Annotated in this window: 19 protein-coding genes; all 19 read right to left on the bottom strand. The window is 56.3% G+C overall.

All coding sequences use genetic code 11. The features are described from left to right. Positions 1-10 precede the first annotated feature (10 nt). The gene (locus PM2_RS27405; protein ID WP_028700020.1) at positions 11-1,435 is read right to left on the bottom strand and encodes an ATP-binding protein; all 1,425 of its coding nucleotides are present in this window, start codon (positions 1,433-1,435) and stop codon (positions 11-13) included. Further along, positions 1,432-3,597, bottom strand: coding sequence for a TnsB C-terminal domain-containing protein (locus PM2_RS27400; RefSeq protein WP_028700021.1), 2,166 nt, complete (start codon positions 3,595-3,597; stop codon positions 1,432-1,434). Before PM2_RS27400 ends, PM2_RS27405 begins: the two co-directional genes overlap by 4 nt. Next, positions 3,590-4,477 (bottom strand): TnsA endonuclease N-terminal domain-containing protein, encoded by an 888-nt coding sequence (locus PM2_RS27395; RefSeq protein WP_042132612.1) that lies wholly within the window; start codon positions 4,475-4,477, stop codon positions 3,590-3,592. The genes PM2_RS27400 and PM2_RS27395 overlap by 8 nt, the downstream gene beginning before the upstream one ends. A gap of 257 nt (positions 4,478-4,734) precedes the next feature. Beyond that, positions 4,735-6,570 carry a glutamine--fructose-6-phosphate transaminase (isomerizing) gene (glmS, locus tag PM2_RS27390; RefSeq protein WP_028700023.1) on the bottom strand — a complete coding sequence of 612 codons (1,836 nt, stop codon included), beginning with the start codon at positions 6,568-6,570 and terminating at the stop codon, positions 4,735-4,737. Between the two features lie 3 nt (positions 6,571-6,573). Beyond that, positions 6,574-7,350 carry a DeoR/GlpR family DNA-binding transcription regulator gene (locus tag PM2_RS27385; protein ID WP_016712766.1) on the bottom strand — a complete coding sequence of 259 codons (777 nt, stop codon included), beginning with the start codon at positions 7,348-7,350 and terminating at the stop codon, positions 6,574-6,576. 192 nt (positions 7,351-7,542) lie between these two features. After that, complete coding sequence (gene glmU / locus PM2_RS27380) at positions 7,543-8,910, bottom strand: bifunctional UDP-N-acetylglucosamine diphosphorylase/glucosamine-1-phosphate N-acetyltransferase GlmU (protein ID WP_028700024.1); 1,368 nt, start codon at positions 8,908-8,910, stop codon at positions 7,543-7,545. Between the two features lie 122 nt (positions 8,911-9,032). Continuing rightward, positions 9,033-9,452, bottom strand: a complete 420-nt coding sequence (locus tag PM2_RS27375; RefSeq protein WP_010955886.1) for a F0F1 ATP synthase subunit epsilon — start codon at positions 9,450-9,452, stop codon at positions 9,033-9,035. Between the two features lie 43 nt (positions 9,453-9,495). Further along, entirely contained in the window at positions 9,496-10,872 is a 1,377-nt protein-coding gene (gene atpD, locus PM2_RS27370; RefSeq protein WP_016502294.1) for a F0F1 ATP synthase subunit beta, read from the bottom strand. 27 nt (positions 10,873-10,899) lie between these two features. Next, the gene (atpG, locus tag PM2_RS27365; protein ID WP_003253195.1) at positions 10,900-11,760 is read right to left on the bottom strand and encodes a F0F1 ATP synthase subunit gamma; all 861 of its coding nucleotides are present in this window, start codon (positions 11,758-11,760) and stop codon (positions 10,900-10,902) included. 48 nt (positions 11,761-11,808) lie between these two features. Beyond that, entirely contained in the window at positions 11,809-13,353 is a 1,545-nt protein-coding gene (atpA, locus tag PM2_RS27360) for a F0F1 ATP synthase subunit alpha (protein WP_016712768.1), read from the bottom strand. A 21-nt stretch (positions 13,354-13,374) separates the two neighbouring features. After that, on the bottom strand, positions 13,375-13,911 hold the full coding sequence (locus PM2_RS27355; RefSeq protein WP_003253191.1) for a F0F1 ATP synthase subunit delta: 537 nt from the start codon (positions 13,909-13,911) through the stop codon (positions 13,375-13,377). A gap of 12 nt (positions 13,912-13,923) precedes the next feature. Further along, positions 13,924-14,394, bottom strand: coding sequence for a F0F1 ATP synthase subunit B (locus tag PM2_RS27350; protein WP_003253189.1), 471 nt, complete (start codon positions 14,392-14,394; stop codon positions 13,924-13,926). Between the two features lie 56 nt (positions 14,395-14,450). Then, positions 14,451-14,708, bottom strand: a complete 258-nt coding sequence (gene atpE, locus PM2_RS27345; RefSeq protein ID WP_003097235.1) for a F0F1 ATP synthase subunit C — start codon at positions 14,706-14,708, stop codon at positions 14,451-14,453. Positions 14,709-14,850: 142 nt separating this feature from the next. After that, positions 14,851-15,720, bottom strand: coding sequence for a F0F1 ATP synthase subunit A (atpB, locus tag PM2_RS27340; RefSeq protein ID WP_003260030.1), 870 nt, complete (start codon positions 15,718-15,720; stop codon positions 14,851-14,853). A 16-nt stretch (positions 15,721-15,736) separates the two neighbouring features. Continuing rightward, positions 15,737-16,144 (bottom strand): F0F1 ATP synthase subunit I, encoded by a 408-nt coding sequence (locus PM2_RS27335; protein WP_011536507.1) that lies wholly within the window; start codon positions 16,142-16,144, stop codon positions 15,737-15,739. A gap of 149 nt (positions 16,145-16,293) precedes the next feature. Beyond that, positions 16,294-17,166 (bottom strand): ParB/RepB/Spo0J family partition protein, encoded by an 873-nt coding sequence (locus PM2_RS27330; protein ID WP_016712770.1) that lies wholly within the window; start codon positions 17,164-17,166, stop codon positions 16,294-16,296. A gap of 9 nt (positions 17,167-17,175) precedes the next feature. Further along, positions 17,176-17,967 (bottom strand): ParA family protein, encoded by a 792-nt coding sequence (locus PM2_RS27325; protein WP_012274913.1) that lies wholly within the window; start codon positions 17,965-17,967, stop codon positions 17,176-17,178. Between the two features lie 18 nt (positions 17,968-17,985). Next, positions 17,986-18,636, bottom strand: a complete 651-nt coding sequence (gene rsmG / locus PM2_RS27320) for a 16S rRNA (guanine(527)-N(7))-methyltransferase RsmG (RefSeq protein ID WP_016712771.1) — start codon at positions 18,634-18,636, stop codon at positions 17,986-17,988. Next, positions 18,633-20,525, bottom strand: a complete 1,893-nt coding sequence (gene mnmG, locus PM2_RS27315; protein ID WP_028700025.1) for a tRNA uridine-5-carboxymethylaminomethyl(34) synthesis enzyme MnmG — start codon at positions 20,523-20,525, stop codon at positions 18,633-18,635. The genes rsmG and mnmG overlap by 4 nt, the downstream gene beginning before the upstream one ends. Between the last annotated feature and the right edge of the window lie 495 nt (positions 20,526-21,020).

Genomic DNA, 21,020 nt, shown 5'->3' with positions numbered 1-21,020 from the left:
TGATTTTCAGCTACCACTCAGAGCTTTCATCTACCCAACCTCGTTCCTGTAGGGCTTTAGCCACATCGGCCCCAGGAGACAAATGAATATTGCTAGGGACATCGACAGCGACGACAGGTTTGCCTACTGCCTTCGGCTTGGTCGCCGTGGGAACCACTGATGAATTATTATAGATTGACATATCAGCCCGCTGAGCTCTTCGCTTCAGGTCGTACTTCATCATTAGAGAAATTTGATCTTTCGTAGGCATCAGATCTTCAAATTCTGCAATCTGGAGTGGATCACCACTTCGCAGGGCCTCAATTGGCTTGTGCAACATCCTCATCTGATTATCATAGACTCGCTGCATGACGGTTGTGGTAAGCACAGTAACTCCCTCAGCGATTGCATACCGTTGGGTTAGCATGATCAGCTTAATCAAAAAATCTGTATTGCCTTGGCTAAGATCGTAAATTTTATAAAAAAGCTCCTCGCTCAGCGCAGTTGATCCACCCGTCCAATCATATTCCCACACCCGATTAACTAAAAGCTCCCAGAAAGGTGAGTCAACACTGAACCGATCAAAAGTTATTTCTCCCATACCCACAGCACGTCTGGCATTACGTAAGACACCAGAGAAAAGGGGCAGCATTGCATTTGTCCCTACGTAAACCAGAGGGACCCCGGTATCATTGGACAGTGTTACGAAGAAATTGAGCAACTTCTCCCTATCTCTACCTCCTCGGGTGTTCAGGTGCTGCATTTCGTCAATAATTATAGCGCCAATATAAAATGCCTTGCACAGCTGAGATATTATTTGCAGCATTTTACTAACGCTTGGATGCTTCACTACAATGTCGGAGTACTTATGGATACCCAAAGCAGTATCTAATGAAGCGAAAAACGCTGCGCAGAATCCTCCAAGAGATCCGTCATGTGGGCATTCAAGCTTCAACCACACTACTTGTGTTTCGATGAAAATATTACCTTTGTATTTACTATGCTGAATCACTTGGGGATATAGCTTGGAGATCGCATCCAGAGCAGTGGTTTTTCCCATACCACTCAGGCCAATGAGCGTCATGATATTCGCAGAAGACTTAAACCCGTTAGAATGAAGGCCATTTTTCGCAGGCACTCTATAGCGAATCGTCGAGGGACTGAATGGTTCGCGAGCAGTGTATCCATAGCGAATCAGCTGGCTGAAGCTATCTTCTAGCTCCAGATGTATGTCCATCGGTACGACCAAGTCTCTTAGTCGATTGATGCCATGGCTACGCAGCTTTGGGGATAGTGCGAGCTCTGCCTGATCCGGTTTGGGAGGAGTATGACCAACGTATCGAACAACCTCGATTTCAGTGAGGATCGCTGGCAGAGCCTCTATCAAAGGGTTGCCATCATATTGGGGCATTCCTGTCTTTCTGTAGGTTGCTTCTGTGTATCGATTTTTAATCATTCCCCAGACTCCTGAGCCTCGGCAATTACCAGCTTGAGAAATGCTGCACTGCGCGCCGAGGGCGGCTCACCGACATGTGACGAATTGATAACTGCCTGATCCTTGGTGGACTGTACCAATCGGAGATGACCAAGCTCGACCGTTTCTGCGTGCTGGATAGCGGCGATCTCAGTGTCCCGTTTTGCTTTTTTGTCCCTCTTGACATCCGCCTTAGACTTAGGAGTGCCAGCCGCCTTTTTCTTCGCCTTCGCCGACTTTACTAATTCATTTTGAAGACCCTTCAACTTAGCGGTGCTATTCAATTCCTCATACCTGGCGTCTGGTGACTGCTGAGTTTGAAGACTTATGACGTCCTGAACTTCTTCCAATCTATACCCAGCGTATTTCTCCCTCATGTATGGAACGATTGTTAGTGACAGAAATTCAGATCCAATTTTTATCCAGCAGTTCTCTATAGAGTTTGGGTCATACCAGACCCTGACATATCGGGTCTCTAGATTGTGGGAGCGGGCTGCCCAGTTCTCTCTCTCAGCAAGGTCACAGGTATAAAGGATGCCATTGAACTGGATTCCGCCTCTGGTTACTCGACATTCCTGAGAGGGCAGTAAAGCAATTTTAAGCTCTGCGGGCGTGACGATCTTCGAGTGAACCATGTTCTGCCGCATCCCCCAATTCCATATGCTCAAGGGGGTTGGCTCCAAATCTTCCTTGAGCATCTGTTTTGTTAACACATGTGGAACACGTAGATGCCTATTATGGTGAAGGACAGCTGCAATCATCATCTGAGTAAAATCATCCAGATCTAATATTGCGTCCAATTCATAGTCGCGATCACCTCTTTCCATGCGCCTCGCATCCACGCCACCAGGCAGGAACCGGATATCTAAGTTGTTATTCAGTAATCTGAAACGGCTTTCGACAATCGCCTTCCAGTCAGGTCGATAGGGTGGCGGAATATTAATCACCGTACCAAGGGTATTGCTCATCGTCTCACCAGCCTGACTAAGCAACTCGGCCCGATCAGCGGTCAACTCAACAGGCAGATGAAAGCAAGGCCAATCTTCAGGGTCAATTTCAATACCATACCGCTTACAAAAATCTACTTTGGGAGTATAGGCATTATACAGGGCATGCCTCGCACCATTCCAACTGGGTCCTTCAAGCCCTACATGTATTCCTACAATCATTCTAGAGTAGCTGTCGACCACCACATAAACTATCGGCCGTCCAATCAGCCAGTTACGGTTAATACGGTGAACGAGATAAACATCAGCGGGAGTTGAGTCAATTTCGTAGCGATGACATGGACCGGACAGACCTTGCGACGCCAAGCCGACCAAAGGCCGATGGTCTTTGTTCCAGTTGATATTTCCGCGCCTGCCTTTGAAAACATACAAAGTATCGAAGTGTTTTTTACCCTGATACTCAAACTGGCGCTTAGTTGGGTGACTTCCGCGAACAACGTCTCCTTTAGTCCCATCAGATTTTACGCATCTATAAAACTTTTCTATCATCCAACTATAACAGTCAGATATTGTTCCGCACTTCCGGCTCGCAAACCGTCCGTATGACACAACGATTGCAGACATGTGTCGTTCGTTCAAGATAGCCGCACGATCTTCAGTCACAACTCCCCGGTACTTAGGCTTGCGCCCTGGGATTACTCCTGACTCTCTGTTTTTTTTCTTACCTAGTCCTCCACAAGTAGATGTATTCCAAAGAAAAGCATTTTTTACTTGACCTAAACTCCAATACCTGTAAAGCAAGCGATAAATCTGTTTCCGATCGACACCCACTAGATCTGCGTGCCTCTGCACATCTGTTCCGAACGTAGATATCAATATATCAACAGGAGTACGGTCTTGGACGAAATTTTCTATTAGAGACCAATTACGATCCCTAGCCTGTTTTTCACGCTCGCCGATTTCATCGTCAGTACGAACCATGAAATCTGCTGGCTGCTCTGTATTAAGAGCGGCAAGGCCGGAAGCGATTTCTGACATAATCGCACTCTTATCAAGCAGCCATGGTTTTGTTGGATTTTTGATCAGTTCGATTACTACACACTGATCACCTTTAATACCCAGCACCCGGACAGGTTTTTTAAGCATCGCCGATCCCTCAAGAGGCGACACTATAGAATTTAATCTAATTTCATGCATGGCGAGCCTCCACGCTGATCTGTTGTGAACTAGATACTTTTACGCAGAGTGGTTCAGCCAAGCTAATCAATTTTGATCGTGAGTCGAACTCTAAGAGTCTAGTCCAGAGCAAATGGAAAAACAGATGCTTTACGCTAATATAGTCAATATAAATGAATTTTGAAATTTTCTTGAGAAGAGTCTTGAGTGGTAGACTATCAGTCGAGGCGCACTCAACAAAGGTTAGAACATTTCTGATATTCTTTTCGCTAGCCAGTTGTGGTGATATGGCGGCATAGCTTCTTAGAGCTAAAAGATTCCTTATGTGGTTCTGAGATAGATTTTCATAGAGGACCAATTTCCACTCAATACCTCTCCGCTCCCAGTACAATCGCTCTATGTCAAGCTTTTCAAGTATCCTGTCCTGTACTTCCTGCCGTGCGTCCTGAATTTCTTTAGCGTATTTCATAGATCTGGCGACTAACCGCTCTGTGCCATTTTCGTCCAATTTCGTGACAAGGAAGTCAGTTGTCATAACCAGCGGCACGTCCGTGCCGGGATAAAGCGGAGGCCTAAAGTTTAGGCTTGTGGCAATAGCATGAGTTTCGCTTTGGGGAAATAATGGAAACTGCTCTCGAATATCGATAATTGATCGGTCATATTCGAGAATCACATGGTAATGGTATTCGGCATTTGAGAGGAGATGATGAGTTCGTTGAACTCTCACACCTGGAACCATGTGCGAGTTGCCTTTAGAAGCAATCGCACGGACTTTAATCCAAGGTACGTAGTCCTCCCTTACTCCTTGCCCGTCACCGGCATTAATGCGCTTGTCAATTTTCTTCTGCGTGACAGTCCCACGCGCGGTCGGCTGGGGGGATGGTTTTTTTACCTGGCTCATCGGTAACCGGACAACCTTTCAGAAATCGCAAAGCCCGAAGGCATCGCTTAAAAAGGGAGATCCCGCCGACATCGCAGGATCATTCGAATCACGGTCAGTAGGCTGACGATGATTTTGAACCTGAAAATGCGAAGCGGGTACGATCCCGACAAAGGGAGGTACCCGCTTGTGACAAGCTTTATTGTTTTGTGACAGCCTTTATTGTTTCGTGACAACCTTTATTGTTTTCAGACACTTGAACAGCGACTGTCCGCTACTTACTCAACCGTAACCGACTTGGCCAGGTTACGCGGCTGGTCAACGTCGGTACCCTTGAGTACGGCGACATAGTAAGACAGCAGCTGCAGCGGAATGGTGTACAGGATTGGCGCCAAGGCATCGGCAATGTGCGGCACCTTGATCACATGGGTGCCTTCCCCATTGGTCATGCCAGCCTGCTCGTCGGCGAACACGACCAGCTCGCCACCACGGGCACGCACTTCCTGCAGGTTGGACTTCAACTTCTCCAGCAGCTCGTTGTTCGGCGCAACGGTAACCACCGGCATGTCGTTGTCCACCAGCGCCAGCGGGCCGTGCTTCAGCTCGCCTGCCGGGTAGGCTTCAGCGTGGATGTACGAGATTTCCTTGAGCTTGAGTGCACCTTCCATCGCCACCGGGTATTGCGCACCACGGCCAAGGAACAGGGTGTGGTGCTTATCGGCGAACAGCTCGGCGATCTTCTCGACAGTGGCGTCCATCGCCAGTGCTTCGCCCAGGCGGGTCGGCAGGCGACGCAGTTCTTCAACCAGTTCGGCTTCGACACCGGCTTCCAGGGTACCGCGCACCTGGCCCAGGGCCAAGGTCAGCAACATCAGCGACACCAGCTGGGTGGTGAAGGCTTTGGTCGAGGCCACACCGATTTCCGGTCCAGCCAAGGTCAACAGGGTCAGGTCCGACTCGCGTACCAGCGAGCTGATGCCCACGTTGCAGATCGCCAGGCTGCCGAGGAAGCCCAGCTCCTTGGCGTTGCGCAGCGCGGCCAGGGTATCGGCGGTTTCGCCGGACTGCGAGATCGAGACGAACAGGGTATCCGGTTGCACCACCACTTTGCGGTAACGGAACTCGCTGGCCACTTCCACCTGGCACGGGATGCCGGCCAGGCTTTCCAGCCAGTAACGGGCGACCATGCCTGCGTGGTAGCTGGTGCCGCAGGCAACGATCTGCACATTGCGTACCTTGGCGAACAGTTCGGCAGCCTTCGGGCCGAAGGCCTGGACCATCACGTTGTCCTTGCCCAGGCGGCCTTCCAGGGTGCGCTGAACGACGCTTGGCTGCTCGTGGATTTCCTTGAGCATGAAGTGACGATAGTTACCCTTGTCAGCAGCCTCGGCACCTTCATGGTACTGCACGGTTTCGCGCTGGACCTTGTGGCCGTTCTCGTCCCAGATGGTGACCTGATCACGGCGAATTTCAGCGATGTCGCCTTCTTCCAGGTACATGAAGCGGTCAGTGACCTGGCGCAGGGCCAACTGGTCGGACGCCAGGAAGTTTTCGCCAAGGCCCAGGCCAATGACCAGAGGGCTGCCGCTGCGTGCAGCTACCAATCGGTCGGGCTGCTTGGCGCTGACCAGTGCCAGGCCATAAGCACCATGCAGGCGCTTGACGGCGGCTTTCAGCGCATCGGCCAGGTCTGGAGTGCTCTTCAGGGTGTTGTGGATAAGGTGGACGATCACTTCGGTGTCGGTCTGCGAAGTGAAGATGTAGCCCAGGCCTTTCAGCTCTTCACGCAGCTCTTCGTGGTTCTCGATGATACCGTTGTGCACCACCGCCACTTCATTGCCCGAGAAGTGCGGGTGGGCGTTGCCTTCGGTCGGCGCACCGTGGGTAGCCCAACGGGTATGGGCGATACCCAGCTGGCCAGCCAGTGGGTCAGCCGCTACAGCGGCTTGCAGCTCACTGACCTTGCCGATACGGCGACGGCGCTGCAATTCACCGCCTTGGGTAAGAACAGCCAGGCCTGCGCTGTCGTACCCGCGGTACTCCAGACGCTTGAGGCCTTCGATCAGGATGGCTGTGATATTGCGCTCGGCGATGGCACCAACGATTCCACACATGTTTTATTGCTCCTGGCTGATCGCGGCGCAGATCAGGTTGATGCCGCGGGCTTGAATTTGTTCACGTGCCGCTGCGGGCAGTCGTTCGTCTGTAATAAGGGTGTGCACGCTGCTCCAGGGCAGCTCGAGGTTGGGGATCTTGCGCCCCACCTTGTCCGACTCGACCATCACGATCACTTCGCGGGCAACTTCAGCCATGACCCGGCTAAGCCCGAGCAGTTCGTTGAAGGTGGTGGTACCCCGGCCGAGGTCGATGCCATCGGCACCGATGAACAGCTGGTCGAAATCGTAAGAGCGCAAAACCTGCTCGGCCACCTGGCCCTGGAACGACTCGGAATGCGGGTCCCAGGTACCGCCGGTCATCAGCAGCACCGGCTCGTGTTCAAGGTCGCTGATGGCACGGGCCACATTCAGCGAATTGGTCATCACCACCAGGCCTGGCTGACGCCCCAACTCGGGGATCATGGCTGCCGTGGTGCTGCCGCTGTCGATGATGATGCGCGCATGTTCGCGGATTCGACCAACCGCGGCACGGGCGATGGCCTTCTTGTAGGAAGACACAGGCTGGGCCGGCTCACCGAGCAGTTCTTGCGGCACGGGTACTGCACCACCGTAGCGGCGTAGCAGCAGGCCGTTGGTTTCGAGGGCGGCAAGATCTTTGCGAATGGTTACTTCCGAAGTCTCGAAACGTTTGGCCAAAGCGTCCACGCTCACCTCGCCCTGCTCACTGAGCAACGCCAGGATGTTATGCCGCCGCTGCGGGGTATTTCGTTTCGACATGAGTGCTTAAGTTTCGTTTCGAAAGATAATGGTTGCAATCAAAACCTAAGATGAACGATTCGTCAAGCTGTCGCTGCCCTGTGGATAGTTTTTACCCGATTCGCTGCAGCCCTACAGGCACCGCAAAAAACCAATAAAAAAAGCCGACTTACTCACATAAGTCGGCTTTCGATCGAAACAGCTGTGAACAAATCAGCTCTTCTTGATCTTCTCCGGACGCTTCCAGCCCGAGATGTTGCGCTGGCGCGCACGGGCCACCGCCAGGTCACCGGCTTCGACGGCCTGAGTGATGGTCGAACCGGCTGCGGTGGTCGCACCAGCCTGAATTTCCACAGGCGCTACCAGCGAGTTGTTCGAACCGATGAACACGTCCTCACCCATCACGGTCTTGAACTTGTTCGCGCCATCGTAGTTGCAGGTGATAGTACCGGCGCCAATATTGGTGCGCGCACCGATTTCGGCATCGCCCAGGTAGGTTAGGTGACCGGCCTTGGCGCCTTCGCCCAAGTGGGCGTTTTTCAGTTCCACGAAGTTACCCACATGGGCTTTGGCATCCAGCACGCTGCCTGGGCGCAGGCGGGCGAACGGGCCAGCATCGCTACCCTCGCCCATCACGGCGCCTTCAAGGTGGCTGTTAGCCTTGACCACCGCGCCTTTGCGCAGGGTGGTGTTCTTGATCACGCAGTTAGGGCCGATCTGCACATCGTCCTCGATGACCACCTTGCCTTCGAGAATCACGTTGATGTCAATCAGCACGTCACGGCCAACGGTCACTTCACCCCGTACATCGAAGCGTGCCGGGTCGCGCAGGGTTACACCTTGGGCCATCAGGCGGCGGCCTTCACGCAGCTGGTAGTGACGCTCCAGCTCGGACAGCTGGCGGCGGTCGTTGGCGCCCTGCACTTCCATCGGGTCGTGCGGCTGCTCGGTAGCCACTACCAGGCCATCGGCCACTGCCATGGCGATGACGTCGGTCAGGTAATACTCGCCTTGGGCGTTGTTGTTCGACAGACGGCCCATCCAGTCAGCCAGACGCGCAGCTGGCAATGCCAAGATACCGGTGTTGCCTTCCTTGATCGCTTTCTGCACGTCGTTGGCGTCCTTGTGCTCAACGATGGCAGTTACCTTGCCCTGCTCGTCACGGACGATACGGCCATAACCTGTCGGGTCGTCCAGGGTAACGGTGAGCAGGCCCAACTGCTGGTCGTTGGCCTTGGCCAACAGGCGCTGCAGGGTCTCCACTTCGATCAACGGCACATCACCGTACAACACCAGCACGGTGTCGGCAGTCAGCGCCGGCAGAGCCTGGGCAACAGCATGGCCGGTACCCAGCTGTTTATCCTGCATGACGAAGTTCAGGTCGTCAGCGGCCAGACGCTCGCGAACCAGCTCGGCACCATGGCCAATCACAACATGAATACCTTGCGGCTGCAGTTGGCGCGCACTGTGGATAACATGGCCGAGCATGGAGTTGCCGGCTACCGGGTGCAGCACCTTGGGCAGCGCCGAGCGCATGCGGGTGCCTTGGCCGGCGGCGAGAATAACGATATCGAGTGACATTACTGGCTACCAATCCTGGGCGGTCAGTGGAATGACCGGGGGGGAGAAATCAGAAAAAGAAAAAGGGTAGCCGAGGCTACCCTTTTACTCAATCGCAACAGAAGTTATCAGCCAAAGGCCGATTACTTGCCTTTGCGCATTTGCTGGACGGTACGCAGCTGGGCTGCGGCCTCGGCCAGACGTGCGGCGGCGGCACCGTAGTCGAAGTCCGCGCCTTTCAGATTCAGGGCGTTCTCAGCAGCCTTGAGGGCTTCCTGAGCCTGAGCTTCATCCAGGTCTGCAGCACGTTGCACGGTATCGGCAAGCACCTTGACCATGTTTGGCTGAACCTCGAGGAAGCCACCAGAGATGTAGAACACCTCATGGGCGCCACCCTGCTTGGTCAGCGTGATCGGACCAGGCTTGAGATTGGTGATCAGCGGCGCGTGGCCTGGAGCGATACCGAGATCACCCAGGTTACCGTGCGCAACTACCATCTCGACCAGGCCGGAGAAAATCTCTCCTTCCGCGCTGACGATATCGCAATGGACTGTCATAGCCATCTGCTTGCCTCAACCTGATAGCGCCCCTTGCGGGGCGCAAGAATTACAGTTTCTTGGCTTTCTCGATCGCTTCGTCGATGCTGCCGACCATGTAGAACGCTTGTTCTGGCAGGTGGTCGTAGTCACCTTTGAGGATGCCGCTGAAGCCAGCGATGGTGTCTTTCAGGGAAACGTACTTGCCTGGCGAACCGGTGAAGACTTCGGCCACGAAGAACGGCTGCGACAGGAAGCGCTGGATCTTACGAGCGCGGGCTACCAGTTGCTTGTCGGTCTCGGACAGTTCGTCCATACCCAGGATCGCGATGATGTCCTTCAGCTCTTTGTAGCGCTGCAGAACATACTGAACGCCACGAGCGGTGTCGTAGTGCTCGTTGCCGATCACGTTCGGGTCCAGCTGGCGCGAAGTCGAGTCCAGTGGGTCGACCGCTGGGTAGATACCCAGGGAGGCGATGTCACGGGACAGAACGACGGTGGCGTCCAAGTGGGCGAAGGTGGTCGCTGGCGACGGGTCGGTCAAGTCGTCCGCAGGTACGTAAACGGCCTGAACGGAGGTGATCGAACCTTCCTTGGTGGAGGTGATGCGCTCTTGCAGAACGCCCATCTCTTCAGCCAGGGTCGGCTGGTAACCTACTGCCGAAGGCATACGGCCCAGCAGTGCGGATACTTCGGTACCGGCCAGGGTGTAACGATAGATGTTGTCGACGAACAGCAGAACGTCGTTACCTTCGTCACGGAACTTCTCAGCCATGGTCAGGCCAGTCAGCGCTACGCGAAGACGGTTTCCTGGTGGCTCGTTCATCTGACCGTAGACCAGCGCTACCTTGTCGAGAACGTTGGAGTCCTTCATCTCGTGGTAGAAGTCGTTACCCTCACGAGTACGCTCACCCACACCCGCGAACACGGAGTAACCGCTGTGTTCCATGGCGATGTTACGGATCAGTTCCATCATGTTTACGGTCTTGCCAACACCGGCACCACCGAACAGACCAACCTTACCACCCTTGGCGAACGGGCAAACCAGGTCGATAACCTTGATGCCGGTCTCCAGCAGGTCGTTGCCGCCTGCCTGGTCAGCGAACGAAGGCGCTGGCTGGTGGATACCGCGACGCTCTTCTTCGCCGATCGGGCCGGCTTCGTCGATCGGGTTGCCCAGTACGTCCATGATACGGCCCAGGGTGGCCTTACCAACAGGAACGGAAATGGCAGCGCCGGAGTCAACGACTTCCAGACCGCGCTTCAGGCCTTCGGTCGAGCCCATCGCAATGGTACGAACCACGCCGTCGCCCAGCTGCTGCTGAACTTCCAGGGTGGTTTCCGCGCCTTGTACTTTCAGCGCGTTGTAAACACTCGGCACGACGTCACGTGGGAATTCCACGTCGATGACGGCGCCGATGATTTGAACGATACGTCCGCTACTCATAGCTGGATCCTCTGAATATGTGAACCGTTAAACCGCGGCAGCGCCGCCGACGATTTCCGAGATCTCCTGGGTGATCGCAGCCTGACGCGCCTTGTTGTAGATCAACTGAAGCTCTTTGATCAAATCACCGGCGTTGTCTGTGGCGTTCTTCATGGCGATCATCCGGGCCGCTTGTTCAGCAGCGTTGTTCTCGACCACCGCCTGGTACACCTGCGACTCCACGTAACGCACCATCAAGCCGTCCAGCAGCTCTTTTGCGTCGGGTTCGTACAGGTAATCCCAGTGATGCTTGAGATCCTGATCCGGGGTTGCCACCAACGGTACCAATTGCTCGACCGTTGGCTTCTGGGTCATGGTATTGATGAACTTGTTCGAAACCACCGAGAGGCGATCGATACGGCCGTCCAGGTAGGCGTCCAGCATCACTTTGACGGAGCCGATCAGATCGTTGATCGATGGCTCTTCGCCCAAGTGGCTGATCGCGGCTACGACGTTGCCGCCAAAGATGCGGAAGAAAGTCGCACCCTTGCTGCCGATCACGCACAGGTCGATTTCCACGCCCTGTTCGCGGTTTGCGCTCATGTCCTTGACCAGGGCCTTGAACAGGTTGGTGTTCAAGCCACCGCACAGACCACGGTCACTGCTCACCACGATATAACCGGCGCGCTTTACAGGGCGCTCGATCATGAACGGGTGGCGGTATTCCGGGTTGGCGTTGGCCAGATGACCGATCACCTGGCGGATACGCTCCGCGTAAGGACGGCTAGCAGCCATGCGCATTTGTGCCTTGCGCATTTTGCTGACCGCCACTTTCTCCATGGCGCTGGTAATTTTTTGCGTGCTTTTGATGCTCGCAATCTTACTGCGAATCTCTTTTGCGCCTGCCATGTATCACCTATCAGGTTAGCAAGCGGGGGCCACGGCCCCCGCTGCGGCTTACCAGGTCTGGGTGGCCTTGAACTTCTCGATACCGGCTTTCAGGCCTGCGTCGATTTCGTCGTTGAAGTCACCCTTCACGTTGATCTTCGCCATCAGTTCGGCGTGATCACGGTTGAAGAAGGCGATCAGTGCTTGCTCGAAGCTGCCGATCTTGGAGACTTCTACGTCAGTCAGGAAGCCACGCTCAGCGGCGTACAGCGACAGGGCCATGTCTGCGATGGACATTGGCGCGTACTGCTTCTGCTTCATCAGCTCGGTAACGCGCTGACCATGCTCCAGCTGCTTGCGGGTCGCTTCGTCCAGATCGGACGCGAACTGGGCGAATGCAGCCAGTTCACGGTACTGAGCCAGCGCGGTACGAATACCACCGGACAGCTTCTTGATGATCTTGGTCTGAGCGGCACCACCTACGCGGGATACCGAAACACCGGCGTTCACTGCAGGGCGGATGCCCGAGTTGAACATGGCCGATTCCAGGAAGATCTGACCGTCGGTGATGGAAATCACGTTGGTCGGAACGAACGCGGAAACGTCGCCAGCCTGGGTTTCGATGATCGGCAGAGCGGTCAGGGAACCGGTTTTGCCAGTGACTGCGCCGTTGGTGAACTTCTCGACGTACTCTTCCGAAACGCGCGAAGCACGCTCCAGCAGACGGGAGTGGAGATAGAACACGTCGCCTGGGTACGCTTCACGTCCTGGTGGACGGCGCAGCAGCAGGGAGATCTGACGGTAAGCAACGGCCTGCTTGGACAGGTCATCGTAAACGATCAGGGCGTCTTCACCGCGGTCACGGAAGAACTCGCCCATGGTGCAGCCGGCGTATGGCGCCAGGAACTGCAGTGCGGCGGATTCCGAAGCACTGGCAACGACCACGATGGTGTTGGCCAGGGCGCCGGCTTCTTCCAGCTTGCGAACGATGTTGGCAACGGTGGAACGCTTCTGGCCGACAGCAACATAAACACAGAAAATACCGGAGTCTTTCTGGTTGATGATGGCGTCGATGGCCATGGCGGTCTTGCCGATCTGACGGTCACCGATGATCAGCTCGCGCTGGCCACGGCCGACAGGGATCATGGCGTCGACGGACTTGTAGCCAGTCTGTACAGGCTGGTCTACCGACTTACGCCAGATGACGCCTGGAGCCACTTTCTCGACTGCGTCGGTCTGGGTGTTGCCCAGAGGACCTTTGCCGTCGATCGGGTTGCCCAGTGCGTCAACGACGCGACCCAGCAGTTCCTTACCAACAGGAACTTCCAGGATGCGGCCGGTGCACTTGGCGCTCATGCCTTCGGCGAGGGTGTCGTATGCACCCAGGATCACTGCACCTACGGAGTCTTGCTCCAGGTTCAGGGCCATGCCGAATACGCTGCCAGGGAACTCGATCATTTCGCCGTACATGACGTCGGCCAGACCGTGGATCCGCACGATACCGTCGGATACCGAAACAACGGTACCTTCGTTACGGGCTTGGGAGCTCACATCGAGGTTGTCGATGCGGCCCTTGATGATTTCACTAATTTCGGAAGGATTGAGTTGCTGCATTGCTCTGCTGCCCCTTCAAACTCAAGATTTCAATGCTTCGGCCAGTTTCGCGATTTTGCCGCGAACAGAGCCATCGATTACCAGGTCACCAGCGCGGATGACGACGCCGCCAATCAGGCTGGCATCCTCCGACGCGTGCAGGCGCACTTCCTGGCCTAACCGTGCACTGAGAACCTTGGCGAGTTTGTCTTGCTGTTCTTGGTTCAACGCGAAGGCACTGGTGACTTCCACGTCCACGGATTTCTCTTGCTCGGCCTTGTACAGGTCGAACAGGGCGGCAATCTCCGGCAGAAGCAGGAGACGGTCGTTTTCCGCGGCAACATGAATGAAATTCTGTGCCTGTGCATTGAACTTGTCACCGCACACGTCAATGAACGTGGCGGCCTTTTCTGCGCTCGTCAGTCGCGGGGCCTTGAGCAGGCGCTGCATGGTGTCGTCTTGCGACACCGCAGCAGCCAGGCCGAGCATGGCTGACCAATTGGCCAGTTGCTGATGGGCCTGGGCATGCTCAAAGGCAGCCTTAGCGTAAGGTCGGGCCAACGTGGTCAGTTCTGCCATGATCGCCCTCGCTTAAATTTCAGCGGCCAGTTTGTTAACCAGCTCCGCATGCGCGTTTTGATCGATTGTGGCGCCAAGGATCTTTTCGGCACCGCCAACGGCCAGGGCACCCACTTGGGCACGCAGGGCGTCTTTAGCGCTGTTCAGTTCCTGTTCGATCTCGGCCAGAGCCTGAGCCTTCACACGGTCAGCTTCGACGCGGGCCTGTTCACGGGCTTCCTCGACAAGCTGAGCAGCGCGTTTCTTGCTTTGCTCAATGATTTCGGCTGCCTGTGCTTTAGCTTCACGCAGTTGCTGACCCGCTTTTTCTTGGGCCAGCTCCAGGTCGCGAGCTGCGCGGTTGGCAGCGTCCAAGCCGTCGGCAATCTTCTTTTGGCGCTCTTGCAGAGCAGTGATGACCGGAGGCCATACATACTTCATGCAGAAGAGTACAAAAATCAGAAAAGCAACGGATTGGCCAATCAGGGTTGCATTAATGTTCACGCCAACACCTCGCTCGGTCTTAATTCATACAGCCATCAACTCGTGGTGACGAGTGATTAGCCGGCGATCTGACCAACGAACGGATTCGCGAAGGTGAAGAACAGAGCGATACCAACACCGATCATGGTTACGGCGTCGAGCAGACCGGCAACGATGAACATTTTGACCTGCAGCATCGGAACCATTTCTGGTTGACGAGCAGCGCCTTCCAGGAATTTGCCGCCCAGCAGGCCGAAACCAATGGCGGTACCCAGAGCACCCAGGCCGATCAGCAGAGCAACAGCGATAGCGGTCAGACCAACTACAGTTTCCATCTTTCCTCCCGACTTTTACGTCGTATTGGTTAGGTTTTTAGTTTGAAGCGGTAAAACAAATCGTGAGTACAGCTGCCCTTGCGGACTTTTTAAGCCCTCCCCCCGAACAGGCGAGGAAGGCTATCAGACACGCCAGGCGGTCTTAATGGTTATCTTCGTGCGCCATCGACAGGTAGACGATGGTCAGCATCATGAAGATGAAAGCTTGCAGGGTGATGATCAGGATGTGGAACACAGCCCACGCCCATTGCAGCACCACACCCAGGCCGCTCAGCCACAGCAGGCCGGAGCCGAACATGACTGCGATCAGGATGAACACCAGTTCGCCGGCATACATGTTGCCGAACAGACGCAGTGCCAGCGAGATCGGCTTGGCGATCAGGGTGACGAATTCCAGCAGGAAGTTGACCGGAATCAGCAGGATCTGAACGAAGATGTTCTTGCTGCCGAACGGGTGCAGGGTCAGCTCACCGATGAAGCCGCCCAGACCCTTGACCTTGATGCTGTAGAAGATGATCAGGGCGAACACACAGAAGGCCATGGCCAGGGTCGCGTTCGGGTCGGTGGTCGACACGGCGCGGAACGGAATGTGCGGGTCACCGGAAATCAGGATGGCCAGCTGAGGAATCCAGTCGACCGGTACCAGGTCGACGGCGTTCATCAGGAATACCCAGACGAAAATGGTCAGCGCCAGCGGAGCGATTACCGGGCTACGGCCGTGGAAGGAGTCCTTCACGCTGCCGTTGACGAAGTCGACCATCACTTCAACGAAGTTCTGCAGACCGCCAGGTTGGCCGGAAGTCGCCTTCTTGGCCGCCATGCGGAAGATGAACAGGAAGATCAGACCCAGCGCGACGGACCAACCCAGGGTGTCCAGGTGGAACGCCCAGAAGCCCATTGCCTTGGCTTCTGCAGCCGAATGGGCGAAGCCCCAGCTGCCGTCTGGTAGTTGACCGTAGGTCAGGTTCTGCAAGTGGTGCTGGATATAGCCCGAAGCGGTTTCTGCTGCCATGGTTGCCTCAAACGCCCTAAGGTCTCGAAAGTCTTTTATTCATCAGCAGGGGCGCGAACCAGCTGACCAAAAGGGTCAGCACGAAGACGCCGAATACTGCTAACGGCGCCAATGGCTTCACTCCTGCAAAGGTCAGTGCAAAAAGCACTGCCGTCAAAATCATCTTGCCTGCCTCGCCAGCGTAAAACGACTTGACGATGGCTTGTGCCGCCCGAGCTCCGCTGAAGCGAAAAGCCTTCCAGGCGAAGTACACATTGGGCAGCCAGGCAATCAAACCTCCGCAAAGGCCTGAATATCCACTGACCACCCCTTTCCACTGCCACAACACCAAGGTTGCCAGCAGTAGTACGACGAATTGAGCCAGCAGTACCGGAAAAACCGCCCAGCGATGGAAAGGCAGGCGGTTTGGCGTGCGGATTTCCATCACAACTGCTCCTCGGAAGTCGACCAACAAGTCAGTTATGACTTGGCATAATTTGTGCCGACAAAATGCGCGCAGAGTATAGGGGTGGATTAACCCCTATTCAACTCTTCGGTAGTGATTTCCGACTGCGCGCTACAACAGGAATTGTTTCAGCGGATGTGAGCAAGCACGCCCTGCAATTCGTCAAGGGAGTTGTAACGAATAACCAACTGGCCTTTGCCCTTGTTGCCATGACGGATCTGGACAGCCGAGCCCAGGCGCTCTGCGAGCCGCTGTTCAAGGCGTGCGATATCCGGATCAGGTTTGCTCGGTTCGACCGGATCAGGCTTGTCACTGAGCCACTGACGCACCAGTGCCTCAGTTTGGCGCACGGTGAGGCCACGTGCGACAACATGACGCGCCCCCTCCTCCTGACGGTTTTCTTCCAGACCGAGCAATGCACGGGCGTGGCCCATCTCCAGGTCACCGTGGGCGAGCATGGTCTTGATCGCCTCAGGCAGCGTAATCAGACGCAGCAGGTTGGCCACGGTCACCCGCGACTTGCCTACGGCGTCGGCCACCTGCTGCTGGGTGAGCTCGAATTCCTGCTGCAGGCGCTGCAGGGCCAGGGCCTCTTCCAGCGGGTTGAGGTCTTCGCGCTGGATGTTCTCGATCAGCGCCATGGCAATGGCCGCTTCATCGGCCACTTCGCGGACCATGGCCGGGATCGTGTCCAGGCCGGCCTGCTGCGTGGCGCGCCAGCGGCGCTCACCGGCGATGATCTCGTAGCGGTTGTCGCCAATCGGGCGCACCACGATCGGCTGCATCACGCCATGGTTGCGGATCGAGTGCGCAAGCTCTTCCAGCGTCTCCGGGTCCATGTCCCGGCGCGGCTGGTACTTGCCACGCTGGATCAGCTCGACCGGCAGGTGTTGCAGTTCTTTCTGGTCGATCTTCACAGCCTGCTCTTCGAGCGCGCTGACGGAAGGACCACTGAGCAGTGCATCCAACCCACGTCCGAGACCCCGTTTCTTGACGGCCATACGGATTCCTTAAGTTGTTTGTGCAGTGCGTGATTGACGGCGTTGACGGCGTACCAGTTCCCCGGCCAGGGCCAGATAAGCCAGCGCGCCTCGCGATTGCTTGTCGTAAGCCAGTGCCGGCATGCCGAAGCTCGGGGCCTCGGCCAGGCGAATGTTGCGCGGAATGACCGTGTCGTACAGCTGCGGGCCAAAGTGCTCCTTCAGCTGCGCCGAAACATCGTTGTTCAGGCTCAGGCGCGGATCGTACATGGTCCGCAACAGGCCCTCGATCTTCAGCTCCGGGTTCAACCGGGCAGCGATGCGCTTGATGTTATCCACAAGGTCGCTGAGACCTTCCAGTGCGTAGTACTCGCACTGCATGGGGATGATGACGCCATCGGAAGCAACCAGGGCGTTCAGCGTCAGCATCGACAGCGACGGTGGGCAGTCGATGAGGATGTAGTCGTAGTTCTCGCGGATGGGCGCCAGCGCGTTGCGCAGACGGCTTTCCTTGACCTGCATTTCCAGCAGCACCACCTCGGCGGCGGTCAGGTCGCGGTTGGCCGGCAGCAACTGGAAACCGCCGTGCTCGGAGTAATGCATGGCCTGGGCCAAATCGCATTCCCCGATCAGCAGGTCGTAGACCGAGTGCTCGAGCTCGTGTTTGTCCACACCGCTGCCCATGGTGGCGTTGCCCTGCGGATCGAGGTCGATCAGCAGCACACGACGCTTGGTCGCCGCCAGCGAGGCGGCGAGATTGATACAGGTGGTTGTCTTGCCCACACCACCTTTCTGGTTCGCGATTGCGAATACCTTAGCCATTGTTGCGTGTGTTCCCAGTCATGCCTTGCGGCGCAGTATCAGCAGATGGCGCTGGCCCTGGCAACCCGGAACGGTCAGGGCCTGTTCGCTTTCCACTGTGAAGTCTGCGGGCAATGCTACCAGTTCATCGGCAGGATGCAGCCCCTTCATTGCAAGCCATTGCGTCCCGGTGTCGCCCAGGTGGCGGGTCCAGTTGGTGAAGTTCTCCATGCTGCTGAAGGCACGGGAGATGATGCCGTCGAACGGCTGCGCTGGCTGGAAGGCCTCGACCCGGCTGTGGATAACCGTGAGGTTGTCCAGCTTGAGCTCCATTTTCACCTGGGTCAGGAAGCGGGTCTTCTTGCCATTGGCGTCCAGCACCGTCACGCGCTTGTCCGGATGCAGGATAGCCAAGGGAATGCCGGGCATGCCACCGCCACTGCCCACATCCAGCCAGTTGACACGCTCGCTGTGGATAAACGGCATGACGCTGAGGCTATCCAGCAGGTGTCGCGACACCATCTCGTCGGGGTCGCGCACGGCGGTGAGGTTGTAGGCTTTGTTCCATTTGATCAACAGGGCCAGGTAGCCGAGCAGCTTATCGTGATGCTCGGTGCTCAGCTCGACACCGAGCTGGCGGGCACCTGTGGACAACTCTTCTGCGTGTTGCGGGGTGACCAGGGAACTCAAGCGCTTTGCTCCAATTCGCGGCCAGCGCCGCGTTTTTTCAAGTGAATCAGCAACAGAGAAATCGCCGCCGGGGTCACGCCCGGGATGCGCGAAGCCTGGCCCAACGTTTCCGGACGGGTCTGGCCAAGCTTGCTCTGGATCTCCTTGGACAGGCCGGAAATGGTCGAGTAGTCGATATCCACAGGCAGGCGAGTATCTTCGCTGGCACGCAGGCGGGCGATTTCGTCTTGCTGGCGATCGATGTAACCGGCGTATTTGGTGCGAATCTCGACCTGCTCGGCAACGTGTGGATCGATCGCATCACCGCCGGTCGCCTCGATCAGGCCGGCGTAGTCGATTTCCGGGCGCGCCAGCAGGTTGAGCAAGCTGTACTCGTGGCTAAGCGGGGTGCCGAACTTATCCACAATGGCTTGGCCTTGCTCGGTGTTCGGGCGCACCCAGGTCGACTTCAGGCGCTGCTCTTCGCGCTCGATACCCTCGCGCTTGGCGCAGAAGGCGGCCCAGCGTTGGTCATCGATCAGGCCCAGTTCGCGGCCTTTCTCGGTCAAACGCAGATCGGCGTTATCTTCGCGCAGGATCAGGCGGTACTCGGCACGCGAGGTGAACATGCGGTACGGCTCCTGCGTGCCCAAAGTAATCAGGTCGTCAACCAACACCCCGATGTACGCCTCGTCGCGACGCGGGCACCAGCTGTCACGGCCCTGCGCGCGCAGGGCCGCGTTGGTCCCGGCCAACAAGCCCTGGGCGCCGGCTTCTTCGTAGCCGGTGGTGCCATTGATCTGCCCGGCGAAGAACAAGCCTCCGATGACTTTGGTTTCGAGGCTGTACTTGAGGTCGCGCGGGTCGAAGTAGTCGTATTCGATGGCATAGCCCGGGCGCACGATGTGGGCGTTTTCCATGCCACGGATCGAACGCACCAGTTCCAGCTGCACGTCGAACGGCAGCGAAGTGGAAATACCGTTGGGATACAGCTCATGGGTGGTCAGGCCTTCCGGCTCGATGAACACCTGGTGGCTTTCCTTGTCGGCAAAGCGGTGGATCTTGTCTTCGATCGACGGGCAGTAGCGCGGACCGACACCTTCGATCACGCCCGAGTACATCGGCGAACGGTCGAGGTTCGAGGCGATGATCTCGTGGGTGCGCGCATTGGTGTGGGTAATCCAGCAGCTCACCTGACGTGGGTGCATTTCGGCATTGCCCATGAACGACATGACCGGGATCGGCGTATCGCCTGGCTGCTCGGTCATCACCGAGAAGTCCACCGAGCGGCCATCGATGCGTGGTGGCGTACCGGTTTTCAGGCGGCCGACGCGCAGCGGCAGTTCACGCATGCGGTGGGCCAGGGCGATCGAAGGCGGATCACCGGCGCGGCCGCCGGAATGGTTTTGCAAACCAATGTGGATAAGGCCGCCAAGGAAGGTACCTGTGGTCAGTACCACCGATTCGGCGAAGAAACGCAGGCCCATCTGGGTCACCACGCCTTTGACCTGGTCCTGCTCGACGATCAGGTCGTCGCAGGACTGCTGGAATATCCACAGGTTTGGCTGGTTTTCCAGGATTTCACGCACCACTGCCTTGTAGATGGCGCGGTCGGCCTGTGCTCGGGTGGCGCGTACGGCCGGGCCCTTGCGGTTGTTCAGAACGCGGAACTGGATGCCGCTCTTGTCGGTGGCCAGCGCCATGGCGCCACCGAGGGCATCGATCTCTTTGACCAGATGGCTTTTGCCAATACCGCCGATGGCGGGGTTGCAGCTCATGTGACCGAGGGTTTCCACGTTATGGGTCAGCAGCAGGGTTTTCACACCCATGCGTGCAGACGCAAGCGCAGCCTCGGTACCGGCATGGCCGCCGCCGATGACGATCACTTCAAAACGGGAAGGGAAATCCACCACGCACCTCGTGCCTGTTTTTGCGAATAGAGAAGGTAAGCGGACAAGTATAGGGACTTCACCCCCTTTAAAGAAACCGTCTGAGCAAATTTTGACCAGTCTGTGGATGAGTGGCAAACAACAGAAAACAAAGAGGAAAAATTTAAAAAAGCTTTGTTTTTATGTTTATTCTTATGCACAGCCTTGTCTGTGGATAAGGTTCTGTAGCCCTTTGTTCATGCATTGTAGAGAGAAATTAAACCCTGTGGTTGGAGTGCCATGAGGGTTATGGATAACACGGTTTAGCCTGTGGATTAAATGGCTCCTTACCCACAGGCCAGATTATCCTCAGCAAAAAAGCCTGCTTATCAACGGAGCTGAAGGCGAGTTTTCCACAGGGCTCCTGAGCACAGATTGCCTTCTGTGGATGAGTGATGTGTGAATTTCGAGGGCCTCGTCACGGGTAAACCCGCTCCCACAGCGATCTGCTCGAGGCTTGAGATGAGAAATTGCAGG

The sequence above is a fragment of the Pseudomonas monteilii NBRC 103158 = DSM 14164 genome, assembly GCF_000730605.1.
GTDB lineage: Bacteria > Pseudomonadota > Gammaproteobacteria > Pseudomonadales > Pseudomonadaceae > Aquipseudomonas > Aquipseudomonas monteilii.
The sequence above is the reverse complement of the archived record's forward strand: the minus strand, read 5'-3'. Positions and strand labels throughout refer to the sequence as shown.